The organism is Alteromonas profundi, assembly GCF_010500865.1.
In the GTDB taxonomy this organism is placed as follows: Bacteria; Pseudomonadota; Gammaproteobacteria; order Enterobacterales; family Alteromonadaceae; genus Alteromonas; species Alteromonas profundi.
Window position 1 is genome coordinate 155523 of the sequence record NZ_JAAAWN010000006.1, and the last position, 23196, is coordinate 178718.

Sequence of the window (23196 nt, forward strand, 5' to 3'; positions counted from 1 at the left end):
TGAAACTACGCCAGAGCGTATTTCACCACAAAATAGTATAGGGGGCGTAATGACGGCCAACTCAACACCGCGCTGCGGATGGGTTTCAAACGATAGAATCTATCAAGATTACCACGATAAAGAGTGGGGACGTCCTGAACTTGATAGCCGACTTCTTTTCAAAAAACTGTGTTTAGACGGTCAACAAGCTGGACTGTCGTGGATAACCATATTGAAAAAACAGCCGCATTACGAAGCGGCGTTTCATCAGTTCGACCCTCATAAAATAGTAAATATGTCGGACGAGGAAATTAATCGGTGTTTAAATAATACTGGCATTATAAGAAACAAGCTGAAAATAAAGTCTATTATAAAAAATGCGAGAGGCTTTTTGGAAATTGAAAAGGAACAACCTTTTTCCGACTTTATATGGCAATTTACCGATGGCAAAACTATTGTAAATCAATGGACGGATTTTTCGAAAGTGCCCACCTTTTCGCCGCAATCTGTAGCCATGGCAAAGGCACTTAAAAAAGCGGGGTTTTCGTTTGTGGGAGAAACAATATGCTATGCATTTATGCAAGCGGTGGGGATGGTAAACGATCATGAAACAGGCTGTCATTGTTATGAAGAGGTATGCCAGCTTGCAAAGCGTTAGCACTATATAGGCGCATTAAAAACCTCGCATTAAAAAGGGAGGCTATTTTAATGGCCTCCCTTTCTCTTGTTACTAACACCCATTAAGGGGCGTTAACTATCATTACACACCTAATACACGCAACGCGTATTAACCTAAACTAGGCGATAGTTCACTACAGTACATCTTCAAGCCTTCAAGCTCGCTAAGCACGCGGCTTTCATGCTCGGCTTCTATTTGCTCCCGCGCAATATCTTGTTTTCTACGCTCAGCTTTCGTTAGCTGTTGACGTTTTTCAAGAATTGCGAAGCCACTGACTTCTATAAATAATGCATGAATGTGCGGAAATTTACTTTTATAGTTCGGCGGTGCCTCTAGCGGTAGGGCATCGAGTAAATTAACTATTCTAATTACGCCTTCAGAAAGGTCACATTGCTGCTGCTCCATCGCTTTAGCAATTGTAAAAACGCTTTCGGTAATGGTTTCAATGCGTTCATCTTTCGCTTTTTGCTGACGTTTATTTTGCTGTTTTAATAAAAACAATAAACGCCCCGCATAAAAGCCTAGCGCCAAGATAATACATAACGCTGCTATTATTAATGCCCAAGCCATAGATTAACGAATACCTATACTACTTTTTAAAATCATTGATATCGATAGCGTCTAAATCGTCAAAAGGATCGTTTTCGTCATCGTCATCATCGTCTTCAACAATACCGAGCAAATCGCATAACACACGATGACGTGCCATTTTTTCATTCACATAAGCTTGTTCAGCTTTTGTAATGGTTTTATCGTCGTCTAACTTATCTAATAACACCGCTAAACGTGTATCAGCTTCTAATGCGGCTAACTCTTGCTCTGGTGTAGCATATTTTCTCTTTAGCGCTGGCGTAGGCGTAGGTACAGCCTTCGGTGCCTGCTTCTCTAATGAGATGGGTTTCTTACTACCATGACGTGGATCTTTATTTTCCTGACGGTGGCTGCCGCTAGAAGATTGTGACTCTACATTGTGGCGCGAGCCTGCTGGCTTACCCTTGCGCTTTTTAGGGCGTGGAGCTTCGCTACTGCGATGTTTGCTTGGCTTAAAGTCAGGATCTTTACGAACTCCAATAAGTCCAACTTTACGCGTCTTTTTTGATCGTCCCATAAATTACAGTATCAAATTTGGTTAATAGAAAAACCATATTATAGCGCGGATTGACTAAAGCTTCTTCATCAAAACCACATCATTGGTGGGAAATTCAACACTAAAACCATCGCGCAGTGCTAGATACCGAAAGGTTGCTTCACTGAAAAAGCTTACGTGGGTGGGGTCGTTCTTATAATGCCATGAAGCAAAACGTTGCTTGTCGATAACACGCTTGGTCATAATACCCAGTATACCCTTAGGTTTAAGTATATTAAGCCAACACTGCCATTCAATGCTAGGGGTGTGAAAATGCTCAATTGCTTCAGTACAGGTTATAATATCGTACCCTTGGTCTAAATTTTCTGGATAGTGGGCGAAAAAAGGGTCGTATAGCTTTACGTTCATTCCTTTTTTAGCCATTAATTCACCCAGCACTGGGCCAGGTCCACAGCCAAAGTCTAATACGTCCATATTAGGTTCAAAGTATAGAGACAGAGGGCTAAGAAGTTTATCAAGAAACCTTATATAACCTTCATCGTGGCTACTGTTTTGGTGTAGTTCATATTCAGCCTTCTCTACGTTTGAAGCGGGAAGGTAGAGAGGGTCAACGAAAACGAGTTGGCAACGCAAGCACTGATGATAGCGGCGTCTATTATCCTGATGATAAAGGCTAGGGGAGTTAGAATAATCGCAAAGAGGGCAATTCATTAGCTAGTGTCGATATGTGTGGCGCAAAGGTCTATAAAAAGAAAAAAGGTGATGACTTTCGCCATCACCTTACTTTGTATGAGTGTCTAAACGACACCTCTCCCGTTATTTACACCTCAATGTGCAGTTAGCTTCCCTAGCTTTGCTACTCTTCTTTTTATTGTTATTAACAGAGTGTCTTTTTGTTCTTGGCCTTCTTGGCGCTTTATCCAAATCATCCTTGGAATAGTGTATTTTATTATTCTTATTATCGTTCTTATTCTTGTTGTTTTATCTGAAAACTTTCATTGTCGCTTTCAGAATGTGCAACAAGAGTACACGAAAATAATTAAAATACAACTAAAGTCGTAACAAAAATTTAACAAAAGAGTGCTTTTTTAACGGATTTTAATGTAAGCCTGCGATATAGTTAGATAAAATTTCGATATCTTCATCGGTTAATTTCATCGCAATATCGCGCATCATACCATTCATATCGTTATGACGTTGTCCTGCGCGAAATGCTTTTAGCTGCGCAGCTGTGTATGTTGCATGCTGACCGCTAATAGTAGGGAAGCCAGCTAAGCCCATGCCTTTACCACTTGGGCCATGGCACGCGATACAAGCTGTAATGCCTCGAGACTCGTCACCGCCTTGATAAAGTGCGCGTCCAGCCTCAACATATTGCTCAGGTGTTTCGCCTGCTTTTTGCGTTTGGCTAGAAAAATATGCGGCCAAGTCTTTCATGTCTTGCTCAGAAAGAGGCGCTGCCATACCGTTCATCACAGCATTATTACGGCCTTCTTCGCCGCCTGTTTGTGATGCCAGTTTAAATTCCATCAACTGTTTAACTAGGTACTTTTCGTGTTGACCTGCAATTTTAGGGTTCATATCAATCATGCTGTTGCCATCAGGCCCATGACAGGCTGCACATACGGCAGACTTAGCTTTACCTGCTTCAGCATCACCTTCTGCCATAACAGAAGTAGACAAACCTAAAGACATACACACCAACAAACAAAGTTTTTTCATAATAAATCTCTTAAATGGATCTAACGGCTCGCGTGACATTGTGACATACGTGATATCATGCGTATTTTACACATTTAACGCGTCAGAAAAACCTATTCCATGATAAAACTATGGTTTTTAGCAGGTTTAGATCATTAAAAGACTTTAAATCTTAGGTAATGACGCATGTGGAGGTAAGTCTAGATGTCGTATTACACCAAAGCAAAGTTCTCAATGAGCGCCCCAGATATTCGTCATTTAAAAGATGATACTGGGATAGAAGTCGCATTTGCCGGGCGTTCAAACGCGGGAAAGTCAAGTGCGCTAAATACCCTAACACGTCAGAAAAACTTGGCAAGAACCAGTAAGACACCAGGTCGAACGCAGCTAATTAATATTTTTGAATTAGAAGAAGACCGTCGTTTAGTGGATTTACCGGGGTATGGCTTTGCACAAGTGCCTATTGCCATGAAAAAGAAATGGCAGCAGTCATTAGGGGAGTATTTACAAAAACGCCAATCTTTGAAGGGGATTGTTGTGTTAATGGATATTCGCCATCCATTTAAAGATCTTGACCAAGATCTTATTCACTGGGCCGTCGACTCTAATATTCCGGTATTAGCGTTACTGACCAAAGCCGATAAGCTAAAGTCGGGAAAACGTAAGGCTCAGCTACTTATGGCGCGAGAAGCTGCACTGGCTTTTATGGGCGATGTTACCGTACATACCTTTTCTTCGCTTAACCGACATGGACTGCCCGAATTGGAAGGGGTATTAAACGGATGGTTACAGCTGGAGAAACCACAAGAACCAAGCGCTGAATAAAAGAAAACCCCGCAAAAAAGGCGGGGCTTAAAAGAGAGAAAACACATTAAAACCGTATATATAGAGCGCGCAATGGGGCGGGAGTTCAATAAAAAGTAAAAATATCTGAAAATAAATCTTAACTCTATGTTTTATAGGGGTTATTACTTTAGGTGTTCGCGCTATAGGTCGGAGCTTTTAATCGTTGCACACAAAATGAAGACATAAAAAAACCCCGACAAATCTGTCGGGGTTAAAGCAAAGGTTTGAAAACAGCTTTCTCACCTCTGTACCCTACGCGGGTAAGAGTACAACAAATGACGAAAAAGGCAAGTCTTTATGTAATTTACTTACCGAATTTTCGTCATTTTCACTGTTAAAACCTAAAATACTGTAATCTAATTACCAATTAGTGCGCTTCATCCCAGTTTTTTCCAACCCCAGCTTCAACAACTAAGGGAACGTTTAATACTGCCGCCTGTTCCATTAAGCTTACAATATTGCGCATATGTTCCTCTACATGGGCTTCTTTAATCTCAAATACCAGCTCATCGTGCACCTGCATCATCATTGTCACTTCATCAGAAACCGAGGTAGTGATCCAATCATCAACCTTAATCATCGCCATCTTTATAATGTCGGCAGCCGTTCCCTGCATAGGTGCGTTAATGGCTGCGCGCTCAGCGCCTTTTCTGCGAGCCCCATTGCTTGCTTTAATATCGGGCAAATAAAGGCGACGACCGAATACAGTTTCTACGTAGCCCTTTTCTTTCGCGACTTCCCGCGACCTATCCATATACTCAAGCACACCAGGGTAGCGCTCGAAGTAAAGATCCATATATTTTTGCGCTTCATGACGTGGGATATTAAGTTGCTTAGCAAGGCCAAACGCACTCATGCCGTAAATCAGACCAAAGTTAATGGCCTTAGCACTACGACGCTGATCACTACTAACGTCTTCAAGGCTAACCCCAAAAACTTCACTTGCGGTAGCCTTATGCACGTCTTTACCCTGCGCAAAGGCGTCTAGCAAACCTTTATCACCAGACAAATGAGCCATAATTCTTAGTTCAATCTGCGAGTAATCTGCAGCTACAAATTTGTAGCCATCTCGTGGTACAAATGCTTGTCGAACGCGGCGGCCTGCTTCGTTACGAATTGGAATGTTCTGTAAATTAGGGTCGGTAGACGATAACCGGCCTGTCGCCGTCACCGCTTGATGATAAGACGTATGTACCCGCCCAGTGCGATGATTGATCATCTTAGGCAGTTTATCTGTGTAAGTGTTCTTTAGTTTCGTTAACCCACGGTACTCCATAATTTTATGTGCAATACTGTAGTCAAGCGCGAGTTCTTGCAGCACATCTTCTGAGGTAGAGGGCGCGCCTTTAGGCGTCTTCTTAATAATAGGCAAAGCCATTTTTTCAAATAAAACATGCTGAAGCTGTTTAGTAGAACCAAGGTTAAAGGCTTCACCGGCTTCTTCATGTACTTCTTTTTCAAGCTCTGAAATACGGGTAGCCAAATCTTGGCTTTGTTGGGCAAGTTGTTGGCTATCTATTAATACACCTTGTTGCTCCATACGTGCCAATACATTGGCCAGAGGTACTTCAACATCAATTAATAACTGTTTAAGTTCTTCGATGTTATTGAGTTTCTCCCATAGCACCTTATGTAAGCGTAGGGTGATATCAGCATCCTCGGCGGCATAAGGGCCAGCCTCAGCTAAATCAATCTGATTAAAGGTAAGTTGCTTTGCGCCTTTTCCTGCTATGTCCTCAAAGTGAATTGTCTTGTGGCCTAAATAAGACAGCGCTAATGAGTCCATATCGTGGCGTTGTGCGGTACTGTTTAACACATAGCTTTCAAGCATGGTGTCAAACCCAATTCCGTCAAGTGTTATACCGTAATTCGCCAGTACGTTCTTATCGTACTTAATATGTTGCCCTACCTTAAGGTGTTTTTTCGACTCTAAAATAGGTTTTAATGCAGAAAGTACTCTATCCCGATCTAGCTGTTCAGGCGCGCCAGGGTAATCATGAGCAACGGGCACGTAAGCAGCTATTCCTGGTTCGATACAAAATGAGATACCTACCAGTTCAGCATCCATATAGTTAAGGCTGGTAGTTTCAGTATCAACCGCGAACAGCGCGGCCTTATTTAACTTTTCCACCCACTGATCAAACTGCTTCTCGTCAAGCACAACTTCATAGGCCGACTTATCAATAGTCAAAGCGGTAGGGCTATCGCTACTATCTTCATTTTGCTTGCTTGCGTCACTGCTATCGCTGTCATTGCTATCACCAGCGCCTGTGAGTAATGCGCTAACTTCACTATGCCAGCGTTTGAACTCATACTCGGCGAATAAGCGTTGAAGTTGTTGATTGTCTGGGGTCTTGGGACGAAGTGCATCAATTTCGTAATCAATGTCTAAGTCGATGCTAATGGTAGCTAGTGTATAGGAAAGGCGAGCCTGCTCTTCGTATTCTTGCATCTTAGCGGCCATGGATTTACTTCCACGAAACGATAGATCAGCAATGCTATCGAGATTTTCATAAATAGCATCGATGCCGCCAATGCCATTTAATAGCGCTTGAGCGCTTTTGTCGCCTACGCCTGGAACGCCAGGAATATTGTCTACTTTGTCGCCTTTAAGCGCGAGAAAATCAATCACCAATTCTGGCGGGATACCAAACTTAGTATTAACACCCTCTATGTCCATGATCTGGTTTGTCATGGTATTGATTAAGGTAACATTCTCATTAACCAGCTGTGCCATATCTTTATCGCCGGTGCTGATCAGCGTATCAATACCATGTTCGGTAGCACGACAGGCTAAGGTTCCGATAACATCATCAGCTTCAACACCCGGTTCAACAATAACCGGTAAGCCCATGGCTTTAATAATAGTGTGTAGTGGTTCTATTTGGCTGCGCAACTCTTCCGGCATAGCCGGACGGTTCGCCTTATATTCTTTATAGATCTCATCGCGAAAGGTTTTCCCTTTGGCATCGAAAATAACGGCCATATGGGTGGGGTTATATTGCTTAATCAAACTTTTAAGCATATTAACTACGCCATAAATAGCGCCAGTGTCTTGACCTTTCGAGTTAGTGAGGGGGGGTAAACCATGAAAGGCTCTAAATAGATAAGAGGATCCATCTACGAGTATAAAAGGGGGCTTTTTTGAATCTGTCATCGCCGTGCTATTTACCATGCTTAGAATGAGTCGCAAGGATGCCACAGGCAAGGCTTGATCGCCATAGAACGAGAAAAGATTAATATGATCTTGTGCTGTGGATAAGTTTGTGATCTATAGGCGCAGACATGCTGATCATCACGATCTTTGTCAAGGGAAAGATCATGCTCTAAGTCTTAGAAAATAGGGGCAGTAAACGCAGCTCCTCGGTTTACCTCGTTGCAACACTAACTTCCATAAAGTGTGGATAACTTGGTGTATGGGTTTTTTTAGGTTAACCCAACTGGTCGAATAATGTAGCATAAGAAATTAGCAATACAGCACGTATTATTAAGATTTTTTTTTATACTATTGACTGTTTTATAGCCAAAATAAGCATAAGTCAGTTTTTTAAAGGTCTAGGGAGTCATGATGAAAAAAGTAGCAGTAATTTTAAGCGGCAGTGGCGTTTTTGACGGAACGGAACTGCATGAAGCCGTACTCACGTTACTTGCCATTGAACAGGCTGGCGCATCTTATCAATGTTTTGCACCGAATAAGCCTCAGCTGCATGTTATTAACCACCTTACTGGTGAAGTGGCAGAAAATGAAACACGGAATGTACTGGTAGAGTCGGCGCGCATTGCCAGAGGAGATATTAAACCTGTCACCGAATGTGATAGCGCAGACTTCGACTATCTTATTTTACCGGGTGGTTTTGGTGCAGCTAAGAATTTATGTACGTTTGCAGTAGAGGGTGAAAATAGCCAACCTGACGAAGAGGTTTTGGCTGTGTGTAAAGCTTTTGCGAAAGCTAAAAAGCCTGCAGCGTATGCGTGTATTTCACCCGCGCTGGCAGTGAGTGTGTACGATAAAGGGGTTAGACTAACTATTGGTAACGATGAAGACACGGCTACCGCCATTAATGCAATGGGCGCAAGCCACGTAAATTGCAACGTCGATGAAGTGGTAGTGGATAATGACGCTAAACTCGTTACAACTCCAGCGTACATGTTGGCGCAAAATATATCGCAAGCCCATGCGAGCATCAGCAAGATGGTTGAGACAGTACTTTCAATGAAATAGGTAATAGGGGCAAGTTGGGTTTTCCCTCTTGCCATTATCGCCTTATAATCAAGCTCAGAACAGGCAATTGACGTCCAAAACGCGCCGGTAAAGTAGCGGGTTTAATAATAACAAAAGGCATAGAGAAGCATGCACTACCGTGCGATTGTACGTATTTTAGGGTTACTGATTGCGCTATTTAGCGTAACCATGATACCACCAGCGATTGTTTCACTTATTTATCAAGATGGCAGTGGCTTGCCATTTACGCTTGCTTTTTTTCTCTGCGTTTTTGGCGGGCTTGCACTTTGGTATCCCAACCGCGCGGAAAAACAAGACCTTCGCGCCCGTGAAGGGTTTCTTATCGTTGCGCTGTTTTGGTCTGTACTGGCCAGTGTAGGTGCAATACCGCTGATATTGTTAGAACAGCCCACAATGACAGTGACTGACGCATTTTTCGAGTCTTTCTCTGGCTTAACTACCACGGGGGCTACCGTCATTGAAGGTATCGACTTTCTACCTCACTCGGTGCAATTTTACCGCCAACAGCTTCAATGGCTCGGTGGTATGGGTATCATCGTATTGGCGGTGGCGATACTTCCCATTTTAGGAGTGGGGGGCATGCAGCTGTATCGAGCAGAAACACCAGGCCCGGTGAAAGACAACAAAATGACACCGCGTATTGCCGATACAGCAAAACACTTGTGGTACATTTATTTGTCGCTAACTATTGCCTGTGCGGGTGCCTATTGGCTATCGGGTATGCACCTGTTTGATGCTATTTGCCATTCGTTTTCTACCGTTGCCATTGGTGGCTTTTCTACCCATGATGCAAGTTTAGGCTATTACAATAGTCCACTGGTCAACGTGGTTTGCACGGTCTTTCTTCTTATTGCGGCATTAAATTTTTCTCTGCACTATGCCGCTGTAAGTTCGCGCTCGGTAAAAGGTTACTTTAAAGATCCTGAATTTAAAGCGTTCTTCTTTATTCAAGCAACACTGATAATTATTTGTTTTTTGGTATTGGTTCTGTCTGATTACTATGCGTCTGCAGAGACAGCTTTCGATCAAGCAATGATTCAAGCCGTATCTATAAGTACCACCGCCGGCTTTGCCACCACCGACTTCTCTGTGTGGCCTACCTTCTTACCTATTTTACTTATCTTTTCGAGTTTTATTGGGGGGTGTGCCAGTTCCACCGGTGGAGGTTTAAAAGTAGTTCGGGTTTGCTTATTGTTCTTACAAGGTAAGCGGGAAGTCGATAGGCTTATTCACCCTAAAGCCGTGTATGCAGTTAAGCTTGGCGAGCGGGCTATGCCTGATAGAGTAGTGGAAGCGGTATGGGGCTTTTTCTCTGCTTACGCGGTTGTATTTGTAGTAATTATGGTGAGCCTTATAGCCACCGGTTTAGACAACTTAAGTGCGTTTACCGCCACAGCCGCTATGCTTAATAACTTAGGCCCGGGCCTTGGAACTGTGGCGTCAAACTATGCCGAAGTAACCGATGCAGGTAAATGGATTTTAGTGGTAGGAATGGTCTTTGGCCGTTTAGAAGTATTTTCTTTACTGGTCTTGTTTTCGCCTACCTTCTGGCGTAGTTAAGCCCTTAGCTGGGTGTGTGTAGCCCTTAGCTGGGTGTAGCCCTTAGCGGGACTTTACATAGCCATCGATGGTTATTTGCCTAATAGGCTATCCGAAAAAGAATGCGCTTGGCTGGAAAAGCTTTTCTACATCACTAATGTACTTTTTATCAACGAGGAAAAGTATAATGTGATCGTTGGCTTCAATTTTAGTATCACTGTGAGCAATAATTACTTGGTCGTCGCGCACCACAGCACCAATTGTTGTGCCTGGTGGCAGCTTGATATCTCCTATTTGGCGGCCCACAACCTTTGATGTATTTTCATCGCCGTGGGCAATAGCTTCTATCGCTTCTGCAGCACCTCTGCGCAATGAGTAAACATTAACAATATCTCCGCGCCTTACATGGGTGAGTAGGGCAGATATAGTGGCTTGTTGAGGTGAAAACGCAATATCAATTTCACCGCCTTGAACAAGATCTACATACGCACTGCGCTGAATGAGCACCATCGCCTTCTGCGCACCCATTCGTTTGGCAAGCATGGCCGACATAATATTCGCTTCATCATCGTTAGTCACGGCGATAAAGGCGTCTACTTGCTCAACGTTTTCTTCGCTTAATAATTCTGGGTCGGAGGCATCGCCACTAAAAACAATGGTTTTGTCTAGATGGGCCGATAGGTATTTTGCCCGTTCATGGCTATATTCAATAAGCTTTACATTGTGTTTATGCTCAAGCTTTTTCGCTAAACCTGCGCCAATAAGACCGCCGCCGGCAATCATAATGCGCTTATAGCTAGACTCTAGTTTCTGTAGTTCACTCATCACCGCTCGAATATGCTTAGTGGCGGCGATAAAAAACACTTCGTCGTCGGCTTCAATTACGGTAGTACCTAACGGGCGGATAGGGCGGCCACGGCGATAGATCGCAGCAACGCGGGTTTCGACATTTGGCATATGATCTTTCAGCGCTGAAAGCGCATGGCCGACCAATAACCCACCGTAATAAGCTTTAACAGCCACTAAGCTTGCTTTACCGTCAGCGAACTCAACTACCTGCAGCGCGCCCGGGTAATCAATCAAGCGTTTAATCGCTTTGGTTACCAGTTGTTCAGGGGCAATAATATGATCAACAGGAATGTCTTGCTGTTTATAAAGCTGCTTTTGATAAATAATGTACTGTTCAGAGCGAACTCGAGCTATTTTCGTCGGTGTTTTAAATAAGCTAAACGCCACTTGGCACGCGAGCATGTTACTTTCATCGCTATTGGTAACAGCGATAAGCATATCGGCATCTTCGGCACCTGCTTTGCGAAGTACATCTGGGTGAGAGCCTACCCCTGTAACTACCTGTAAATCCAACCTGTCTTGCAGCGCGCGAAGCGTTATTGGATCTGAGTCAATAACAGTGATTTCGTTTTTCTCGCCTACTAGGTTTTCCGCTAGGGTTCCACCTACTTGGCCAGCGCCCAAAATGATGATTTTCATCGATGTTTATGTGCCTTTTGCTTTATTCGCCCGCCGACTTTACCAGTCTCGCATAATAGAAACCATCCATTTGTTGCTCGCCTGGCAATATTTGACGGCCGGGATTTTCAATCGTTTCTGTTTTAACAATTGGGCTAAGCGAAGCGTCGTCCGTGGACGCTAAAAATGTACGAATTTGTTGTTTATTTTCCTGCGGTAATATGGAGCAGGTGGCATACAATAACGTACCCCCAGGCTTTAAAATTGTCCACAGTGCATGCAAGATAGTTTGTTGCAGAGCAGCAAGGTTTTCGATGTCAGTCGACTTCCTTAGCCAGCGAATATCTGGATGACGACGAATAACGCCCGTGGCCGAGCACGGCGCATCTAACAATATGCGGTCAAATTGCTCGCCATCCCACCACTCACTTGGGTTGGCCGCATCGCCCTGTTTTATAACCGGAGCATGTCCAAGGCGTTGCATGTTTTCATCTACTCTTTTTAGGCGCTGGCCGTCGGCATCAAGGGCTAAACAATGTGCGATACCCGGAGTACGTTCAATAATGTGGCCAGTTTTTCCACCCGGAGCTGCGCAACAATCTAACACTCGCTCATTATCTTTTGCCCCTAAATAGTGGGCAGCTAGCTGTGCAGCGCCATCTTGTACGGCAAAATAGCCGTCGCTAAAACCAGGTAGCCCAGTTACCTCTTCGCGTTTTTCGAGTATAAGGCCATCTGCGTGCTCTTTACTTAGCGAATAAGCAATCTTCGCTTCATCTAGCATAGCCGTATACTGTTGCAGTGACACTTTGCGGCGGTTTACCCGCAGCCAAATAGGCGCCATGGCGTTCGTTGCGCTGCGTACGTCATCGGCCCCCGCTTCATAGGCGTTATCAATGGCTTTATACAGCCACTTTGGCAGGCCACTGTTGATTATGGGGTTATCTATCGGTGCGTCGACAAGCGACTGACGCGTGAAGTTACGAAGTACTGCATTTACTAGCCCTTTTAATGCGGTACCGCCTAAATAGGGCGCGGCATTTACGGTTTCACCTACCGCTGCGTGTTGGCTCACTCGGGAAAATGCCAGCTGATATAGGCCCAGCATAATAAGATGCTCAATAATTTTTTTATTGCCCTTAAGCGGGTTATCAAGCAGCGTGCGTAGCCAATGTTGCAATAGTGGCAAGCGGCGCATTACCCCTAGTGACATTTCTTGAATCCAAGCATTGTCCCGTGGGTTATGGCGTCGCTGAACGCGTTCTAAACAATCTCTTGAAGACTTACCATTCTCGAGAATTTGGTATATTACCCACGCGCAATCTGCGCGTAGGTTTTTTTGTTTTGGAAGAGGTGTGGGTTTCAAAGTTATTCCGAAGTGGCAAGAGAAGTACCAGGGGTGAACCAGGCCTGACGCGCATTAACCACATCAGCCGCTGGCAGCGCTTTTTTACCGGGTATTTGTAAGCTATTTATGCGTAATCCGCCATCGCCAGTAGCAACAACAATGCCCTGCTTATCTGCCTGAACAATAGTACCTGGCTGGTGGGTTGAAGGAAAATCGGCGAGCGTTTGTGCCGACCAAATCTTAATGTTTTGACCCTCTATTTGAGTCCAAGCTACAGGCCATGGATTAAAGGCACGAATATTTCGCTCTATCTGAACCGCGCTATCTGTCCAATTGATAAAGGCTTCTTCTTTAGAGAGCTTTTTAGCATAGGTTGCTTCATCGTTATTTTGTGGTGTAGGGGTTATAGCATGAATGTTATTCACCACATGAAGCAATGCTGTTGGGCCAAGTTCAGCGAGTTTGTCATAGAGGGAAGCGCTAGTATCACAATGGGTAATAGGAATAGACGCCACGTGCAACATATCGCCTGTGTCTAATCCTTCATCCATCTGCATGATAGTCACCCCAGTTTCGCTGTCGCCTGCCCAGATCGCTCGTTGTATAGGCGCAGCACCACGCCACTTTGGTAAGATAGACCCATGTACATTCAAGCAGCCCAAGCGTGGGGCCGCTAATACCGTTTTAGGCAATATTAGGCCGTAGGCCACTACTATCATTATGTCAGCGTTTAATTCAGCTAGCGCATGTTGCGCATCGTCGTCTCTAAGCGAACTAGGCTGATATACGGGAATGTTGTGTTGTAGCGCTACGTTTTTTACTGGGCTAGGAGTAAGTTTTTTACCACGACCGGCGGGGCGGTCGGGCTGAGTATAGGCTGCTATAACTTTATGCTCACTATTTATAAGTGCGCCAAGGTGTTTGGCTGCAAAGTCGGGAGTACCAGCGAAAATAATACGTAATGGTGTTGTCACAGATAACCTTTATGTCGTTAGGCACGCGCAGCTAAGCGAGCTTCTTTTTCTAATTTTTTACGAATTCTCTGGCGCTTCAGCGGAGAAAGGTAGTCGATAAACAACTTTCCTTTAAGGTGATCGAGTTCGTGTTGAATACAAATCGCCAATAATCCTTCAGCGTCCAGCTCAAAAGCTTCGCCGTTTTGGTTTAGCGCTTTGACTGTAATGGCTTCAGCACGTTCTACTTTTGCGTAGTTGCCAGGCACAGATAAGCAACCTTCTTCGCTAATGGTGCTGCCTTCTTTACGGGTGATTTCAGGGTTAATAAACACCCTGGGTTCATTTTGATCTTCTGACACATCCATTACCACCACTTGAACGTGGCGATCTACCTGCGTGGCAGCAAGTCCAATACCATTCTCGTCTTTCATGGTTTCAAACATGTCTGAAACCAATTGTTTTATTTCGTCGTTCACTTCTTCTACCGGTTTGGCCACGGTACGAAGGCGTTCATCGGGAAAACTCAATACGTCTAATATAGCCATGTTTCGCTTACTTAACCTTTTCGCTGTATAAATTCATATACGATCTAATAGCCTGTACGCTTTACAGTGCTTATTGAGCTATTATTCTAACGTATATCATGTCATTTCGTGCAGTTTTTTCAATTGCACTACAGTTTCAGACTTTCGCCTTGTTATAGTGTCATTGTCTGAAATTTCAACAGTGAATGACAGCGGAAAATTTATGGATGGTCAATTTGAAAAAGCGATTACAACGTCTAACGCGTACCCTTCTGCTCACGGCACTTATGCTGGTGGTATTGCCATCTTTCGCTCAACAAGCGATAAAGTCTGACGCACCAACACGTTACACAGTTAAAAAAGGCGATACCTTGTGGGATATTGCGAACGTTTTTTTAAATGAACCTTGGCTTTGGCCAAATCTATGGCGCACGAATACCCAAATTAGCAACCCGCATCTTATCTATCCAGGTGACGTTATTACGGTGGGCTTTTTCGAAGGTAAACCTGTTTTAGCTATTGAGCGTGACAAGCCAAGTTTAGTGTTGTCGCCAACATCTTCGCGCCGTGAGAAGGTCAAAGCCATAGATATTTTGCCCTGGGCGTCCATTGCTCCGTATATAAATCATCATACTTTGGTTGACGATGTTACGTATAAATCCCTCCCTCATATTCTGGGTAATCACCACGGTAATGTACGTTTTACCAGCGACCACACGGTTTTGAGTCAGACGAAAAACACGTCGAACGATCAGTATAAAGTAGTAAGAAAGCAATCTACTATTTATTCACTGGATGGAGAACCACTGGGGGTACAGCTTACGCATATCGCCGATACTCAAACGGTGGCTAAGCAGCAAACACGAGAAGTGAAAATGCTTGAAATCACCCACTCCTATCAAGAGGCTAAGCGAGGCGATAGGTTGCTGGCGCAAGGAATGTTTGCCGCTGAAGACTTAACATTAACCGCCGCTATTGAGCAGAGAGGCTACGTGGTGGGCGATCTACATGATCACAATTTACTTGGTAAGTACGATGTAGTCATTCTCGATGTAGGAGCAGCTGATATAGCAGCCGGAACCGTTATGGGAATTTATAGGGCAGGGCCTGACATTATTGACGGCGACATTCCTCGTTATATAGATGAACCTGGCGCTTCAGTAGGTGCCAATTTATTGGCCACAAAAATTGCGCAGCCAGCGATAAAAGTAGGCGAACTTATCGTTTTTAAAACATTCGCAAAGGCTAGCTATGGTCTTATTTCTCGCGCTAACGAAGGCATACAACGCGGCTTTATCGTAGCAAGCCCTTAAGCTTTTTATGAGTTGCCGTTTAATTAAGGAACGGCTATGAACAACAACTCCCACGATTCATCTCATATGGCGTGGTTAACCCTTGCTTCTGCAGTTAACTTAGCATCGAGTAAATGGTTTAAGGTTTTTGAAGCGTTATCACTTAGCGCGGTTGATGTGGTAAATGCGTATAACACCGCAACGCCGCTCCACCCAGTTGTTACCCCCTTATATGAGGCGATTAACCCATACCTTATTAAACGGGCACTAAGCTGGCTTGCCAGCGATCCGCAACACCATATTGTGAGCTATCAGTGCCCGCATTATCCACAACGTTTAAAAACTTTAGATAACCCGCCGCTAGTATTATTTGTTCACGGTAACCCCGAGGTGTTAAATCGACCACAAATTGCCATAGTCGGAAGTCGTCGGGCAAGTCATCAAGGTAAGCAGATTGCCACTGAATTTGCAGCGACCTTAGCGCGCAATAAGATTGTTGTAATAAGTGGCCTTGCTGCCGGTATAGATACAGCAGCCCATCGAGGGGGAGTAATGGAGGTTGGGGGTACAATAGCGGTGATGGGGACTGGACCTGATACCGTATACCCATCACGCAACGTGCAACTCTACCGCAACATTATTGATGAAGACGGGGCCTGTATAACCGAATTCTTTCCTGGCATTAGTGCGAAGGCTTGGCACTTCCCTCGGCGGAATCGTATTATTGCGGCAATGTCGCTAGGAACCTTAGTAATCGAAGCAAAAATAAAGAGTGGCACCTTGATAACCGCAAATTTGGCCGCAGATATGGGGCGAGAAGTATTTGCAGTTCCCGGTAGTATATCTCATCCTTACTCTGAGGGTTGTCATTGGTTAATACAGCAAGGCGCTAAGCTGGTAACCTGTGTAGATGACATTTTCGATGAAATTGCAGTGCAACCTTGTCTTATTACTGACAAGGACGAAAAAATTAGCGAAAAAAGTGAAGTGATTAACTTGGCAACCGATAGATTATTAGATAGTGTGGATTACGACATCACCACTATAGATGTTATAGCGCAGCGCTGCACCATGTCTGTTCAGCAGGTTATGGTGGAATTATTACAATACGAGTTGCGTGGTTTAGTAGCTGCTATCCCTGGCGGTTACATTAAATTGAGGGGGAAATAACATGTTCGACATCCTCATGTATTTGTTTGAAAACTTTATTCATAGTGAAACGGAAATTCGCGTCGATCAGGACGAACTTACTGAAGAGCTTGTGCGTGCTGGATTTCATCATGATGAAATCTATAAAGCCCTCGCATGGCTCGAAAAGTTAGCCGCACTGCAAGAAACCGATATTACCCCTTATTTTTGCAAAGGGATAAGCACTAGCTTAAGCAGAATATATACTCACGAAGAGCAAATGCGTCTTGACGTAGAATGCAGGGGGTTCTTACTGTTTCTTGAACAGGTTGGTGTGCTAGATGCATCCACCCGAGAAATGGTGATAGACAGAGTTATGGAAATAGACTCCACTGAATTTTGTCTAGAAGACCTTAAGTGGGTAGTGCTAATGGTATTATTTAATGTACCGGGCAAAGAGAAAGCCTATGCACAAATGGAAGATCTATTATTTGATGAGCCTGATGGCGTATTGCATTAGTGGGTGCCCCGGTTGTTTGAGCATGCATGTCTAAAATAGATCACTCACTATTTGCTGCTAACGAGCATGCGTTAGAAGATAACTTTGGCGACTGTCCCGAATGTGGGAAGTCGCTGCATATTAAGCACAGTAAATCTGGGCCATTTCTGGGGTGCGAGGGTTACCCTAGCTGTCATTTCAGTAAACCGCTCCACGATAATCAAACCACACTACTTAAAACCCTCGAGGGTGTAGCCTGCCCAGAATGTGCTGCTAATCTAGCGATAAAGAAAGGCCGATTTGGTATGTTTATCGGTTGTACTAACTTTCCCACCTGTCATTATATTTCTGCAATTAAACAGCAGGAAGACACCCATGTTACTTGCCCTAAATGCCACGCTGGGCAATTAATCGCACGAACGAATAAATTCGGTAAACAGTTTTTTGCCTGCAATCATTATCCCCGATGCCGATATGTGCTAAATTTCAAGCCAGTTGAACAACCCTGCCCAGAATGTGGTTGGTCTGTCCTTATCAGCAAAAAAGGACAGCTGCATTGCCCTCAATCGGGCTGCGGGTTTAAACAAGACGATTGATCAAGCTAACGTAGAGACACAATTTCATGACAACTGAAAACCAGTATTCGGTGCCTCACCAAGATCCTGTGGTGGCGGCGTTTGAAAACGGTATGTTATTGGTATACCCCACCGAAGCCGTAATGGGTATTGGTTGCGACCCAGACAGTGAGTCTGCGGTAATGGCGCTACTCGATATAAAACAACGTCCTATTGAGAAGGGCGTTATTCTTGTTGCAGCAACCTATTCTCAGCTTCTTCCTTACGTTAACGATAATGCGATAAAGCCCGATATGCGCACTGAAATTTTTTCTAGTTGGCCTGGTCCGAATACATGGTTACTCCCTAAATCAGCGCAAGCACCCGCATGGTTAACAGGCCAGTACGATAAAATAGCAGTACGAGTGAGCAACCACCCCACTGTGAAAGCTTTGTGTGAAAAGGTTGGCAAGCCGGTGGTATCAACCAGTGCTAATGTAACGGGCCAGCCTCCAGCATTAAGTATAGAAGAAGCAAAAACGGTATTTGCCGATAGCGTAACCTATGTTAATGGCCAGGTAGGGCAATATAGCAAGCCCAGCACGATTAGAGACGGAGACAGTGGGGAAGTAATACGAGCATGAGTGAAGCATTAGAATTAGATGGCAAAAACGCTGAGCAGGTAATTGAACAAGTAAAACGTTACCTATTGGGTTTACAAGACAACATTTGCCAAACATTGGAGCTAGCCGATGGCCAAGGGCAATTTGTAGAAGATAGCTGGCAGCGTGAAGAAGGTGGCGGTGGCCGTTCTCGGGTAATGAAAAACGGGGCTGTTATTGAACAAGGTGGGGTTAATTTCTCCCATGTTCATGGCACGCAAATGCCTGCCTCTGCTACTGCTAACCGCCCTCAGTTAGCCGGCAGAAATTTTCAGGCCATGGGCGTGTCTTTGGTTATTCACCCGCATAACCCATATATTCCAACCTCTCATGCCAATGTCCGCTTCTTTATTGCTGAAAAAGAAGGCGAAGCGCCTATATGGTGGTTCGGCGGCGGTTTTGATTTAACCCCTTTCTATCCGTTTAAAGACGACGTAGTACATTGGCACAACACCGCGAAAAAACTATGCGCTCCCTTTGGTGAAGACGTTTATTCCACGTATAAAGAGTGGTGTGATAAATATTTCTTCTTAAAACACAGAAACGAAACCCGAGGCGTGGGCGGTTTATTCTTTGACGACCTTAATGATTGGGGATTTGAGCAGTCTTTTGCGTTTATGCAAGCAGTGGGCAATGGTTACCTTGACGCCTACATTCCCATTGTGGAAAAACGAAAAGAAACGCCTTATGGTGAGCGCGAACGAGATTTTCAGCTGTATCGGCGTGGACGCTATGTTGAGTTTAATTTAGTGTACGACCGCGGTACCTTATTTGGGCTACAAACGGGCGGACGTACAGAGTCTATCTTGATGTCTATGCCGCCATTGGCGCGATGGGAATATTGTTACAGCCCAGCTCCGGGCAGTGCCGAAGCTAAATTAGCCGATTGGCTTAAACCTATAAAGTGGTAACTTAGCTAGCGCAAGCCCTTTGTCACAATAAACGCCGTAGCCTTTGTGCTAACGGCGTTTTTTGATCTACATCAACACTCTATACTGCCAATGATTCAGTCACTTAGACAGTTTGCGCTGGATCAATACCTACTATTTTTAAACGCGTACAGTGCCCTCATCCTTGATAAACACACACGAGACACACTATGCGCAAATTCACACTATCAGCACTTTGTCTTACTGGAGCAGCACTATTGCCTTTCGCCCATGCTCACGAACAAGGCGATTGGTTGGTGCGTGGCGGGCTAACCACAGTAGCACCTGATGAGACTTCATCAAACATTATCGCAGGCGGCGGGGATCTTGGGGTAGCGCTTACTATCGACAACGATTCTCAGTTTGGTATCAATGTCGCTTACTTTATTACCGACAATATCAACATTGAATTACTGGCGGCAACACCGTTTAAGCACCAGGTAAACTTTTCGCTCCCCGATCCTCTTGGTACAGGCAATCAGTTAGGCGAGGTAACACACCTGCCGCCAACTTTGACCGCTAACTACTATTTCAATGACAGTAGCGCGGCGTTACAACCTTATATTGGTGCAGGAATTAACTATACGTTTATTTATGATGAAAGTTTTACGTCAACCAATAGTGATGCAGGACTAACCGACTTGTCGTTAGATAACTCCTTTGGTTTGTCTGCGCAAATTGGTTTGGACTATAAAATTGACGAGGTTTGGCATATAAACGGCTCTGTGCGTTATATCGATATAGATACAGAGGCAACGTTTAACGTTGGTGAGGCTAAGGGAAGCGTGAACAACATAGAAATAGACCCTTGGGTATATACGGTATCAGTAGGTTACACTTTTTAATCTACATTGATATCCATATACCGTTAGCACTACTTAAGGCGCCACAAGAGCGTACACAGTAATAAATAGTTTATGTGTCAAAGAGGGCGACCTTTTTGACACATTTTTTATTCGCTGTTAATCATGTGCTCGGCTAGTTGATCAAGGGCTGCCAAAAGCTTTCGTGCAAGCCCAATATCATCCACGGTTGCAAACATAGCTTTGCGCATGCAATACATCCACTGTTCTTTCAGTTTAGGCGTTACAGTAAACGGGAGATGCCTCGCCCGTAAACGTGGGTGGCCGTATTGTTGTTGAAAGTCATCAGGCCCGCCTAGCCATAAACTCAAATAAAGAAAAAAAACATGACGAAGTCTATCTAAAGGCTGCGGGTGGATCGCTAATAATTCTGCCGCTATAGGGTCGTGTTCCATTACATCATAAAAAGAGTTTGCTAACTCTCGTACTTTCTCCTCTCCACCTATGCGGAAATATGGTGTAGTCTCATTCACCTGACTTTTGCTTTTTTGTTTAGACTTAAAGAAATTACGTATTGCCATGAAAAAATTCGCCGTATTTGGTAACCCTATCGTCCAGAGTTTATCACCAACTATTCATCAAATGTTTGCTGAGCAGTGTAACGAAGTTATCTCTTATGAAAAGATACTCGCGCCAGAAGACGGATTTGTTGCTGCAGCCGCAGAGTTTTTAGCGCAAGCGGATGTGGTGGGGTGTAATGTCACTATGCCCTTTAAGCTAGACGCTTACAATATGGCAAAGGTAGATGACCAAGCAGCGAAAGATGCGAAGGCTGTGAACACGCTTATGAACCATCCTTGCGGTGAAGTCATGGGGTTTAATACCGACGGCGTGGGGCTAGTTAACGACTTACTAAACAACAATACCGAGCTTGCAGATAAGCGCATTCTACTTATTGGTGCTGGCGGCGCGGCGCGAGGGGTTATTTCACCTTTACTCGGCGCTGGTGTTCAATCTCTTACTTTAGCCAATAGAACCCTTGCTCGTGCAGAACAGGTGGCCGCTGAAGCAGGGCAGGGTAAGATTGATGTTGTCGAACTCACTAATGCCGCTGCGGTGAAGCCCCATATAATTATTAACTCTACCGCAGCTAGTCTAAACAATACCCTACCATTAGAGCTCTCCAGCAATTTAGTGGAGGAGTGTGAGTTGGTATACGATATGGTTTATAAAAAACAGCCCACCTTATTTATGCAGGAAGCTGAGGCGCTTGGAGTTGCAAAAACCTTAGATGGGTTAGGTATGTTGGTAGAGCAGGCGGCAGCGGCGTTCTCTATTTGGACAGGTAAACGCCCTGAAACCAAAAAGGTGATAGTAAAACTGCGCGAGATTATAGCTAAGCAATAGATTAGGTAAGCGAAACCTTCATTAACTATTAAAGCCTGCATTTAACAATCTCACGCCGTTATCCGATATAGTATTAAGGTTGCGCTAGATATTCATCCTTAAGTTGAACATAGTTAATGGCAGACTGCTTAAGAAAAGCGATTTCACTTTCTTTAAGTGGACGTTTCTTTTGCATAGGGTTTCCAACATATAAAAAGCCACTCTCTAGACGCTTATTAGGCGGTACCAATGTGCCGGCGCCAATAAACACATCATCTTCTACTATAGCGCCGTCCATAATAATGGCGCCCATACCTACTAAGATACGGTTTCCTAACTGACAACCGTGCAGCATACACTTATGGCCCACAGTAACGTCATCACCAATAACTAAAGGATGGCCATCAGGGTTTTGTGTTGAACGCCGTGTTACATGAAGTACAGTACCATCCTGAATATTCGTTCTGGCGCCAATACGTATTCTATTAACATCGCCCCGGGCAGCCACTAAGGGCCAAATACTGGCATCATCGTCAAGATGAACATCCCCAACTATTACCGACGAGGCATCTATATAGCAACCGCTGCCAGTTTTAGGCGCGATCGATTGATATGTACGTAGTGCCACTGCTTATATCCTTTCAATGTTATATAGCGAACAAATAGAGTAACGGTTACATTACGCAACCCAGTTATGTATTAACAGGCATTATGAACTATTCCCAATGCAAGACCAATATCCCTAATAGGTAGGAAAATAGTGTGAGGCGCTTAAAAACTTCGCCAATCAGTATGCTTTGTAAGCATTGTGAGGGGATTTTGTTCAAACAAAAGGAATATGACAGTTTTTTTAAAATAGTTGTTGACCTCAGCGCTCAAATCCCTACAATGCGCATCCGCTTCGGGGGAAAAGCAAAACAGCAAGCCTCCTGAAGTAAGTCTCTACTACCTTTGTAGGTCAGTAAAGACGGGAGTTTAGAAGAAACGCTTCAGAAAATAAATTTTCAAAAAGTGTTGACAACGAAAACTTCCAGCGTATAATGCGCACCTCACTCGAACAGGGTGAGCCACTAAGAAGCAAAGCGCTTCGCGGTGAGCAAGGAAAACGAATCAACTGAGAGTAATGTTGGTCCTCCTTGCGCAGAAGTCACGACAAAAAGCGTCATGATTCTGCACTATGTTCTTTAACAATTTAGACAAGACAATCTGTGTGGGCACTCGTTAAGAGTGTCGACAACGACGATTCATAATTCGATATATTTAATTGAAGAGTTTGATCATGGCTCAGATTGAACGCTGGCGGCAGGCCTAACACATGCAAGTCGAACGGTAACAGGAAGTGCTTGCACTTCGCTGACGAGTGGCGGACGGGTGAGTAATGCTTGGGAACTTGCCTTTGCGAGGGGGATAACAGTTGGAAACGACTGCTAATACCGCATAATGTCTTCGGACCAAACGGGGCTTAGGCTCCGGCGCAAAGAGAGGCCCAAGTGAGATTAGCTAGTTGGTGGGGTAAAGGCTCACCAAGGCAACGATCTCTAGCTGTTCTGAGAGGAAGATCAGCCACACTGGAA

The 23196-nt window shown here is 44.4% G+C and carries 23 protein-coding genes and 1 rRNA gene; 13 read left to right on the plus strand and 11 right to left on the minus strand.

Annotated features, from left to right (window positions below):
• Window positions 1-49 precede the first annotated feature (49 nt).
• Window positions 50-637 (plus strand): DNA-3-methyladenine glycosylase I, encoded by a 588-nt coding sequence (locus GTH32_RS06695; RefSeq protein ID WP_163084466.1) that lies wholly within the window; start codon window positions 50-52, stop codon window positions 635-637.
• A 129-nt stretch (window positions 638-766) separates the two neighbouring features.
• On the opposite strand, the gene GTH32_RS06700 is transcribed toward GTH32_RS06695, so the two are convergent.
• From GTH32_RS06700 to GTH32_RS06715, 4 genes are all read right to left on the minus strand, one after another.
• Entirely contained in the window at window positions 767-1228 is a 462-nt protein-coding gene (locus GTH32_RS06700) for a DUF2489 domain-containing protein (RefSeq protein WP_163084467.1), read from the minus strand.
• Between the two features lie 19 nt (window positions 1229-1247).
• Window positions 1248-1766: a Der GTPase-activating protein YihI gene (gene yihI / locus GTH32_RS06705; RefSeq protein ID WP_163084468.1), complete on the minus strand. Its 519-nt coding sequence runs from the start codon at window positions 1764-1766 to the stop codon at window positions 1248-1250.
• A 54-nt stretch (window positions 1767-1820) separates the two neighbouring features.
• Window positions 1821-2456, minus strand: coding sequence for a class I SAM-dependent methyltransferase (locus GTH32_RS06710; protein WP_163084469.1), 636 nt, complete (start codon window positions 2454-2456; stop codon window positions 1821-1823).
• A gap of 387 nt (window positions 2457-2843) precedes the next feature.
• Complete coding sequence (locus tag GTH32_RS06715) at window positions 2844-3467, minus strand: c-type cytochrome (RefSeq protein WP_163084470.1); 624 nt, start codon at window positions 3465-3467, stop codon at window positions 2844-2846.
• A 183-nt stretch (window positions 3468-3650) separates the two neighbouring features.
• On the opposite strand from GTH32_RS06715, the gene yihA reads away from it, so the two are divergent.
• A complete protein-coding gene (yihA, locus tag GTH32_RS06720) occupies window positions 3651-4271 on the plus strand; it encodes a ribosome biogenesis GTP-binding protein YihA/YsxC (RefSeq protein WP_163084471.1) in 621 nt (206 codons plus the stop codon).
• 388 nt (window positions 4272-4659) lie between these two features.
• Here yihA and polA read toward each other — a convergent pair whose 3' ends face one another.
• Window positions 4660-7449, minus strand: a complete 2790-nt coding sequence (gene polA, locus GTH32_RS06725) for a DNA polymerase I (protein ID WP_163084472.1) — start codon at window positions 7447-7449, stop codon at window positions 4660-4662.
• Between the two features lie 411 nt (window positions 7450-7860).
• On the opposite strand from polA, the gene elbB reads away from it, so the two are divergent.
• Both elbB and GTH32_RS06735 read left to right on the plus strand, forming a co-directional pair.
• The gene (gene elbB, locus GTH32_RS06730) at window positions 7861-8514 is read left to right on the plus strand and encodes an isoprenoid biosynthesis glyoxalase ElbB (protein WP_163084502.1); all 654 of its coding nucleotides are present in this window, start codon (window positions 7861-7863) and stop codon (window positions 8512-8514) included.
• Window positions 8515-8643: 129 nt separating this feature from the next.
• The gene (locus tag GTH32_RS06735) at window positions 8644-10095 is read left to right on the plus strand and encodes a TrkH family potassium uptake protein (RefSeq protein WP_163084473.1); all 1452 of its coding nucleotides are present in this window, start codon (window positions 8644-8646) and stop codon (window positions 10093-10095) included.
• A gap of 87 nt (window positions 10096-10182) precedes the next feature.
• On the opposite strand, the gene trkA is transcribed toward GTH32_RS06735, so the two are convergent.
• Genes trkA through def form a run of 4 tightly spaced genes read right to left on the minus strand, consistent with a single transcriptional unit; the run spans window position 10183 to window position 14390 of the window.
• Complete coding sequence (trkA, locus tag GTH32_RS06740; protein ID WP_163084474.1) at window positions 10183-11562, minus strand: Trk system potassium transporter TrkA; 1380 nt, start codon at window positions 11560-11562, stop codon at window positions 10183-10185.
• Window positions 11563-11584: 22 nt separating this feature from the next.
• Window positions 11585-12907, minus strand: a complete 1323-nt coding sequence (gene rsmB, locus GTH32_RS06745) for a 16S rRNA (cytosine(967)-C(5))-methyltransferase RsmB (RefSeq protein ID WP_163084475.1) — start codon at window positions 12905-12907, stop codon at window positions 11585-11587.
• Between the two features lie 2 nt (window positions 12908-12909).
• Complete coding sequence (fmt, locus tag GTH32_RS06750; RefSeq protein ID WP_163084476.1) at window positions 12910-13863, minus strand: methionyl-tRNA formyltransferase; 954 nt, start codon at window positions 13861-13863, stop codon at window positions 12910-12912.
• 17 nt (window positions 13864-13880) lie between these two features.
• Window positions 13881-14390, minus strand: coding sequence for a peptide deformylase (gene def, locus GTH32_RS06755; RefSeq protein WP_163084477.1), 510 nt, complete (start codon window positions 14388-14390; stop codon window positions 13881-13883).
• A gap of 206 nt (window positions 14391-14596) precedes the next feature.
• On the opposite strand from def, the gene GTH32_RS06760 reads away from it, so the two are divergent.
• The 7 genes from GTH32_RS06760 to GTH32_RS06790 all read left to right on the plus strand — a co-directional run bounded on the left by GTH32_RS06760 (window position 14597) and on the right by GTH32_RS06790 (window position 20278).
• Complete coding sequence (locus GTH32_RS06760; RefSeq protein ID WP_246223169.1) at window positions 14597-15682, plus strand: LysM peptidoglycan-binding domain-containing protein; 1086 nt, start codon at window positions 14597-14599, stop codon at window positions 15680-15682.
• 36 nt (window positions 15683-15718) lie between these two features.
• The gene (gene dprA, locus GTH32_RS06765) at window positions 15719-16831 is read left to right on the plus strand and encodes a DNA-processing protein DprA (protein WP_163084479.1); all 1113 of its coding nucleotides are present in this window, start codon (window positions 15719-15721) and stop codon (window positions 16829-16831) included.
• A 1-nt stretch (window position 16832) separates the two neighbouring features.
• Window positions 16833-17309, plus strand: a complete 477-nt coding sequence (locus GTH32_RS06770; RefSeq protein WP_163084480.1) for a DUF494 family protein — start codon at window positions 16833-16835, stop codon at window positions 17307-17309.
• Between the two features lie 26 nt (window positions 17310-17335).
• A complete protein-coding gene (locus GTH32_RS06775; protein ID WP_163084481.1) occupies window positions 17336-17884 on the plus strand; it encodes a DNA topoisomerase family protein in 549 nt (182 codons plus the stop codon).
• A 26-nt stretch (window positions 17885-17910) separates the two neighbouring features.
• On the plus strand, window positions 17911-18486 hold the full coding sequence (gene tsaC, locus GTH32_RS06780) for an L-threonylcarbamoyladenylate synthase type 1 TsaC (protein ID WP_163084482.1): 576 nt from the start codon (window positions 17911-17913) through the stop codon (window positions 18484-18486).
• Window positions 18483-19415, plus strand: a complete 933-nt coding sequence (gene hemF, locus GTH32_RS06785) for an oxygen-dependent coproporphyrinogen oxidase (RefSeq protein ID WP_163084483.1) — start codon at window positions 18483-18485, stop codon at window positions 19413-19415. Before tsaC ends, hemF begins: the two co-directional genes overlap by 4 nt.
• 188 nt (window positions 19416-19603) lie before the next feature.
• Complete coding sequence (locus tag GTH32_RS06790) at window positions 19604-20278, plus strand: OmpW family outer membrane protein (RefSeq protein ID WP_163084484.1); 675 nt, start codon at window positions 19604-19606, stop codon at window positions 20276-20278.
• 107 nt (window positions 20279-20385) lie between these two features.
• On the opposite strand, the gene GTH32_RS06795 is transcribed toward GTH32_RS06790, so the two are convergent.
• The gene (locus tag GTH32_RS06795) at window positions 20386-20817 is read right to left on the minus strand and encodes a group II truncated hemoglobin (protein WP_163084485.1); all 432 of its coding nucleotides are present in this window, start codon (window positions 20815-20817) and stop codon (window positions 20386-20388) included.
• On the opposite strand from GTH32_RS06795, the gene aroE reads away from it, so the two are divergent.
• Window positions 20816-21643, plus strand: a complete 828-nt coding sequence (gene aroE, locus GTH32_RS06800) for a shikimate dehydrogenase (RefSeq protein WP_163084486.1) — start codon at window positions 20816-20818, stop codon at window positions 21641-21643. The genes GTH32_RS06795 and aroE overlap by 2 nt on opposite strands.
• 73 nt (window positions 21644-21716) lie before the next feature.
• Here aroE and GTH32_RS06805 read toward each other — a convergent pair whose 3' ends face one another.
• A complete protein-coding gene (locus GTH32_RS06805) occupies window positions 21717-22250 on the minus strand; it encodes a DapH/DapD/GlmU-related protein (protein WP_163084487.1) in 534 nt (177 codons plus the stop codon).
• Between the two features lie 633 nt (window positions 22251-22883).
• Between GTH32_RS06805 and GTH32_RS06810 the strand changes: the two genes are divergently transcribed.
• Window positions 22884-23196, plus strand: a 16S ribosomal RNA gene (locus GTH32_RS06810); the annotation flags it as partial.

Bases quoted from the DNA above. Each gene is read 5' to 3' on its own strand.
- GTH32_RS06695 (WP_163084466.1), top strand. From the start codon at position 50: ATGACGGCCAACTCAACACCGCGCTGCGGATGGGTTTCAAACGATAGA.
- GTH32_RS06700 (WP_163084467.1), bottom strand. From the start codon at position 1,228: ATGGCTTGGGCATTAATAATAGCAGCGTTATGTATTATCTTGGCGCTA.
- yihI (WP_163084468.1), bottom strand. From the start codon at position 1,766: ATGGGACGATCAAAAAAGACGCGTAAAGTTGGACTTATTGGAGTTCGT.
- GTH32_RS06710 (WP_163084469.1), bottom strand. From the start codon at position 2,456: ATGAATTGCCCTCTTTGCGATTATTCTAACTCCCCTAGCCTTTATCAT.
- GTH32_RS06715 (WP_163084470.1), bottom strand. From the start codon at position 3,467: ATGAAAAAACTTTGTTTGTTGGTGTGTATGTCTTTAGGTTTGTCTACT.
- yihA (WP_163084471.1), top strand. From the start codon at position 3,651: ATGTCGTATTACACCAAAGCAAAGTTCTCAATGAGCGCCCCAGATATT.
- polA (WP_163084472.1), bottom strand. From the start codon at position 7,449: ATGACAGATTCAAAAAAGCCCCCTTTTATACTCGTAGATGGATCCTCT.
- elbB (WP_163084502.1), top strand. From the start codon at position 7,861: ATGAAAAAAGTAGCAGTAATTTTAAGCGGCAGTGGCGTTTTTGACGGA.
- GTH32_RS06735 (WP_163084473.1), top strand. From the start codon at position 8,644: ATGCACTACCGTGCGATTGTACGTATTTTAGGGTTACTGATTGCGCTA.
- trkA (WP_163084474.1), bottom strand. From the start codon at position 11,562: ATGAAAATCATCATTTTGGGCGCTGGCCAAGTAGGTGGAACCCTAGCG.
- def (WP_163084477.1), bottom strand. From the start codon at position 14,390: ATGGCTATATTAGACGTATTGAGTTTTCCCGATGAACGCCTTCGTACC.
- GTH32_RS06760 (WP_246223169.1), top strand. From the start codon at position 14,597: ATGGTCAATTTGAAAAAGCGATTACAACGTCTAACGCGTACCCTTCTG.
- dprA (WP_163084479.1), top strand. From the start codon at position 15,719: ATGAACAACAACTCCCACGATTCATCTCATATGGCGTGGTTAACCCTT.
- GTH32_RS06770 (WP_163084480.1), top strand. From the start codon at position 16,833: ATGTTCGACATCCTCATGTATTTGTTTGAAAACTTTATTCATAGTGAA.
- GTH32_RS06775 (WP_163084481.1), top strand. From the start codon at position 17,336: ATGTCTAAAATAGATCACTCACTATTTGCTGCTAACGAGCATGCGTTA.
- tsaC (WP_163084482.1), top strand. From the start codon at position 17,911: ATGACAACTGAAAACCAGTATTCGGTGCCTCACCAAGATCCTGTGGTG.
- hemF (WP_163084483.1), top strand. From the start codon at position 18,483: ATGAGTGAAGCATTAGAATTAGATGGCAAAAACGCTGAGCAGGTAATT.
- GTH32_RS06790 (WP_163084484.1), top strand. From the start codon at position 19,604: ATGCGCAAATTCACACTATCAGCACTTTGTCTTACTGGAGCAGCACTA.
- aroE (WP_163084486.1), top strand. From the start codon at position 20,816: ATGAAAAAATTCGCCGTATTTGGTAACCCTATCGTCCAGAGTTTATCA.
- GTH32_RS06795 (WP_163084485.1), bottom strand. From the start codon at position 20,817: ATGGCAATACGTAATTTCTTTAAGTCTAAACAAAAAAGCAAAAGTCAG.